At 38.9% G+C, this 5,582-nt stretch carries 5 protein-coding genes; all 5 read right to left on the bottom strand.

Annotated features, from left to right (window positions below):
- Positions 1-1,709 (bottom strand): hypothetical protein (locus tag RRY75_RS10340; protein WP_332716629.1); only part of this gene is annotated, 1,709 nt, incomplete at its 3' end.
- Positions 1,710-1,725: 16 nt separating this feature from the next.
- Positions 1,726-3,192, bottom strand: coding sequence for a CotH kinase family protein (locus RRY75_RS10335; RefSeq protein ID WP_332716626.1), 1,467 nt, complete (start codon positions 3,190-3,192; stop codon positions 1,726-1,728).
- Positions 3,176-3,850, bottom strand: a complete 675-nt coding sequence (locus RRY75_RS10330) for a DUF4956 domain-containing protein (protein ID WP_332716623.1) — start codon at positions 3,848-3,850, stop codon at positions 3,176-3,178. The genes RRY75_RS10335 and RRY75_RS10330 overlap by 17 nt, the downstream gene beginning before the upstream one ends.
- 18 nt (positions 3,851-3,868) lie before the next feature.
- Positions 3,869-4,555: a polyphosphate polymerase domain-containing protein gene (locus RRY75_RS10325; RefSeq protein WP_332716620.1), complete on the bottom strand. Its 687-nt coding sequence runs from the start codon at positions 4,553-4,555 to the stop codon at positions 3,869-3,871.
- A 59-nt stretch (positions 4,556-4,614) separates the two neighbouring features.
- Positions 4,615-5,418: a glycoside hydrolase family 16 protein gene (locus RRY75_RS10320; RefSeq protein WP_332716617.1), complete on the bottom strand. Its 804-nt coding sequence runs from the start codon at positions 5,416-5,418 to the stop codon at positions 4,615-4,617.
- Positions 5,419-5,582 lie beyond the last annotated feature (164 nt).

The following is a 5,582-nucleotide window of genomic DNA, read 5'->3' as shown; positions in this document are numbered from 1 at the left end:
GGTTTAAACACGCTACTATCTGGCGCTGGGGGTGTCTCATAAGCATTGATCCCTTCCGTTTCCTCGGCATACATCGCTCTTAAAACTTCGTATCGCTCCTGTACCCATACACGACTGTTCGCTCTGCCATCGATTTCAAGTACAAAGTCCGCTGCACGGTCAAACTTCAATCCGCTTCTCTCCTCATATCGACTCCCTGATTGAGGTGTCGTATCTATTGGGATGTACAACCTTTCATCTTCCTTAAAGCCTTTTTTATAGGCAAGCAAATAGATAAATTTCTCGTCATACTTCATAGAAAGTGCCAGGTCCTCCGTTTCAAAGACCCTATCTGCTACGCTCCACTCTGCGATGTCTCCATCTACATAACAAATACTTTGCTCCTTGCCCGGGTCAAAAGAGAGCAGGCCGAAATACTGTTCATTGGTTTGATAGTCACTCCAATACGCAGTATGTTGCAGATTTACTCCATGCATAGTGTTCCATGTACGCTTAAACCATTCATCTTGCCAGCTAAATACGACAGACCCTGCACACCCTGCTGCCTTAATATCCTCATAGCATGTCACCAATGCCTCTGCTTGGTCATCTTCTGACATGTTGCCCTGATTACGCCCAGTATTGATATCTTTTGATGCCATTCCGCGAGAGGTTGGTATACCAAATTCACTGATAATCACAGGCATGGTATGATGGTCATTAATCTTTTTCAAATACGCTTGATACGTATTCATTTGACCTGTTTGATCTTTATAAAGCGTCGTATCTTTCTCATATTTTAGATAATCTGGAAAGTAAGGATAGATATGATAGGAAGCAAAAGTTCCCCCTCGAAAGGCCTCTGTCATTTGAATATGTTCCACATCTACCTTCGCTATTTTATCAAAGCGCTTGAGTACCTCTTCTCCATACTCTAGAGGATCTGTTGTCGGCCAGTTGGAAAAAGCCATCAAGCGTTGTGTACCATATCGCTTGGTTTCATATGCAATCATTGTATCACCTACCTGGGCAAGCATGGCCTCAAAAGGGGTAGCATCCTCTGTCGTATACATATAGTCACCGACATAGTGATTGTTCTCTACTTGCATATGGTCTGTATAGACTACTGTCACATCTTCCCACTCTACACCTAAAATATAGCCTATTACCCAAGGAGAAATGTCTCTTTTATAGCGTTCATTTTCTCGTCCACTTCCTAGTGCCAGCTTCTTCCGACCATGTATGACGTCAATCAAATCCTTGCCATCTTCTATAAAAACATCTAAAAAGTCCTTATCATAGGCATCTTTATGAGAATTTTGCACATAGTCATTGACCCACAACCCATGAAGAATATACAGAGGTTGTTCATTCTCTTTGTTATATTCATAAACTGCTTCATAAAACGCATCTGCCAAAATAGTATAGACACGAATAGTATTTGCACCCATCTCTTGTATGTACTTAAACCACCTCATATACGTCTCTTTACTGATGGCATACTCAGTGGCATAGTGTCCAGGTATACCGACACCCATATTGACGCCTTTGATTTCAAAAGGTTCAAATTGTCCCTCTTGCTCTAAATAAATAGTTTTGCCAATGGTCTTGGTCTGACTGGTCACTTCTTGTTCTGTTCTAAAAGAATATAAGTTTGTATCATAGTATAGATAGTCTCCTATAAGATAGAGTATGATACAAGCTAAACCCATCATTATAAATTTTTTCACTCTTTGCCTCCTCTATCTAGTGATTAAATTGCTTCACTCTAGATTCATGTGCATATTGCCTCAACGTATGTATATGCTGATCCAGCCATCTCCCTCTCTGGATAATAAAGTTCTTAAGCTGTGAGATGCTCATCTCATAACTTGTTAGATTTCTTTCTATAGGCTTTAAGCGACTGGCACTACTCACCTTTGTAGGGTCAAAACTATAGCCCCACACAACGTTGTTTCGCTCAGTCGCTTCTCCTAAGAAGCCTACTGTCTCATCTATATAGTTTAAAAGTACTTCTTCGTTGAGCCAACCTTCACGCAACTTGTCATAGCGTCTAATGACAGCTTCTACAAAGTCCTCATCTTTCATCAGCATCAAATACCAATTTCTTTGGACCATCTGTATGCCCTTTTCATCTAATGCAACCTCTATGAAGTTATCCGCTGCATTATTAAAGTCCCAAACAGGGCCTATATGTAATTTGCCTCTTATATCCTTATACAAATAAGTAGAAAAAACACCTGCATCATAGTTTTTAAAAAACTCATTAATAATGAAGTAATCCACAAAACTCTCCACATCAATATACTGTCGATAACCATAGGCCTTATCATCATAATCATAGGAATATAAGGCTTTTTCAAATTTAGAAAGATCTCGCTCTATAAATGTTTTTAGCTCTGGCATATCGACTACCTCACGAGGGTAAATCACTTCAAGTGCCGTATCCCTTTCCATTCTATTGGCATAGTGTGTAAAGTTATTGAGTTCTTCTGGCAGCCCCCTTTGTCTATCTGCGCGGACAATATAGCTCGTAAAAGGGTCACCCTTTTTATATGTTGTCAAATCCACACGGTCTATATCCTTTGCCACATTTTCCATGGCTACATAAACCCCTTGATACATCTCATCTACAAACACCTCACAAAAACGTACATCAGGTGTACTTTCCATGATTTCACCAGCAATATTCATACACATGTAGTTTCTTATCAATGTTTTATCTAAAAAAGGCCCATTCAATACCCATTCATCATGCCTACCCATCCCTAGAAAGTCTTCATCCCTATTCTCGGATAAATCCTCATGAATCCAGTTTAACTTGTAAGACTTCTTATCAAATTTTATAGAACTATTGCCTCTATACTTGAGTTTAGTCCTTGTATGTACAGCCCTTTCATCCTCAAGATGATTATAAGTAGACGGGTTGTCTATGACACTTATCTCTCCTATAATTTCATTAGACACGCGATAAGCTCGCTTGTCATCTCCTACCTTTTGTGTCTCTAGCTTTTGCCCATTGGTCTTGATACTGACAATTGGCAAGTGGGTACAAAAGACAGTCTCATCATGGGTACACCCTTCCACTTTGCCTGGTTGTAAGTGCTGATGTATACGCACACTGCTAGACTCTGTCCAAGTATAGGCCCACACAGATAGACTCGCCATCCCTATAATAGCACCTATAACTAGGCTCCTATACGATCTCATCATTCTGTACCACAATATTGACATACTCAATACCACCCAGTGCATACACATGACCTAGTAAATCAGGAGTATGCTTATGGGACTTATCATAACTTTGCTTAGAAATCTCATAAATAAACTCAATAGAGCTTTCTGTTGAATTCTTGACTCTCAGCTTCGCCTTGTTCTCAAAAACTTTAAATACAATTGCTTCTATTTCCATACTCTTTTCTCTTGTCCCTCGAATGACAAGGAGCATACGGTTGTCATTTTTGACACGCCCAAGTAAAAGGAGCAATATAAATACAGCCCCTGTACCTATAGCCGCAATGATATATCCACCTGTTCCACAACAAATCCCTACAATAATAGCCCAAAAAATATAGGCAGTATCCCTTGAATCTTTAATAGCCGTTCTATAACGCACAATAGATAAGGCACCTACCATCCCTAATGATAAAGCCACATTACTCTCTATAATAATCATAACTGTTGCAGTCAGCAAAGTAAGCATGACCAGTGACACATTAAACTTCTTGCTATACACACTTCCCACATGGGTAATCCAATAAGATAAATAAATAACAAGTCCTATCACCGTTGCTATGAGTATATTTCCTAGCACTTCTTCTATCGATAATACTTGTCCACCTTCCAATACATTACTCAAATATTCTCTCATTCTACTGCCTCCATCTATTTAATTAAAACTTATATTTCTTCCTAGACAATATTTACTTACAGACAAACTACTCCTATTGACATCCTTCACCAAGTCTTTAATATAATTGAGTAAAAACCCATTATATTTAATCTCCATGACGATATGCGCTTGATCCAGTACAGGATACAGTGACAGATGCTCAGCAAACAGATCCATACAACTCTCAGTTGCTCGAATGTCACTATCCAAAGTAATCCGAATTCTATTTTCCTTCGCCACAAAAGCTTTTCTTTTATATTCAACAATCGTTTTGGGTCTATAAAACTCTATATTCATCAAACTATAGCACTCTCTTGCAAAAGGATGGTCATACTTTAGAAGTGGTGTATAAATCCCTTGAGTCATTAAGATTGCATCCTCACGGGCTATCCTTAAGAACCGCTTCATTTGCTGTTCTCCCTGCTTTTGTTTCATCTCCAAGCTCGCATACAAACTATTTGGGTCATAAATACGTAGACGGATCTTCTTTCTGACAGATAGGCCCTGTTGTTTCTCTACAAAATCTCGGTCATTCAGACTGTCAAAATATAAACTTCGAACCGTATACCTTCCCCCCTCATTATGCTTATCTTGCAACATTAATTTTTCTAAAGTATCCTCATACCGTCTACAATCCACTAGGTTGATTAAATACTTTTCTTCCTTTCTTAATACACTTTCCAAACTCACACCTCGCTTATTTACTTACTTTTGCTCTCCCTTACGCCCGATACCCCTGTATGCTACTCCCTTAGTTTGCTATGCTGAGGCTCTAAGTTAATCCCTTCAATACAAAAGGTACTTGGGAAGATCGTCTCCTCATTTGGAGGTCCCGGCCACTTCCCGCCCACAGCTAAGTTCATCAAAATATACATATGTTCTTGGGGCACCCCAAGGGAAGTCTCAAAAACAACCTGGTCATCTATGTACCAACTCAATTTCTCTGGTGTCCACTTCAATGCCACCTTATACTTCTCTTTGGGCGGAACCGTATAGGTAAAAAAATCCCTTTTTTGCTTGCCCCCCTCTTCAAAATGAATGACTCCACTAAACTCATAAGGCTCACTTCCTATCATTTCAAAGATATCGATTTCTGGAAGACTCTTATCTTCTAGCGGTAATAACCAAATAGCTGGAAATAGTCCTGTCCCCTTGGGAGGTGTCACCACAAACTCAAAATACCCATAGAGATAGGCCTCTCTACTCTTCACTAAAGCGGACGTATAGGCTCTATCTTCCAACGCTTCTCGCTTTGCAACTAGACGAATCGCCTCCTCTTCTATCACCACATTCTCTGGTGTATAGTATTGTAGCTCTTCGTTGAAACTATTTTTCCTTTTAATAGGCTTCCAATCCATTGCAAGCCCATCCTCTTGTTCAATAACTTCTGGTAATAACCTGTTTGGTAAAATATCACTCCCCTGCTCGACTTCCTCTGATACAGAATAAACTTCATAGACTCTCTTATTCTCTAGAGTATAATTATAGCATGCAAAAATTAAAAACACTATGAATAAAATAAGTGGTACTTTTTTCAAAAACTCCATATAAACATCCCCTTATATCAGAATTTAATAATAAAATTATACCTTAATTCTTCATTTTTGGAAATATATGGAAAAGCATTTTACTTTTAATCTATAAAATTAACCCCACAGATCATTTTAAATGATCTGTGGGGTCTATATGAATTGTGTCTGAATTGTCATGT

Origin of the sequence: Niameybacter sp. (genome assembly GCF_036655075.1) — a bacterium.
GTDB lineage: Bacteria > Bacillota > Clostridia > Lachnospirales > Cellulosilyticaceae > Holtiella.
Note: the sequence above shows the minus strand (reverse complement) of the source record. Positions and strands in the feature narration are given on the sequence as shown.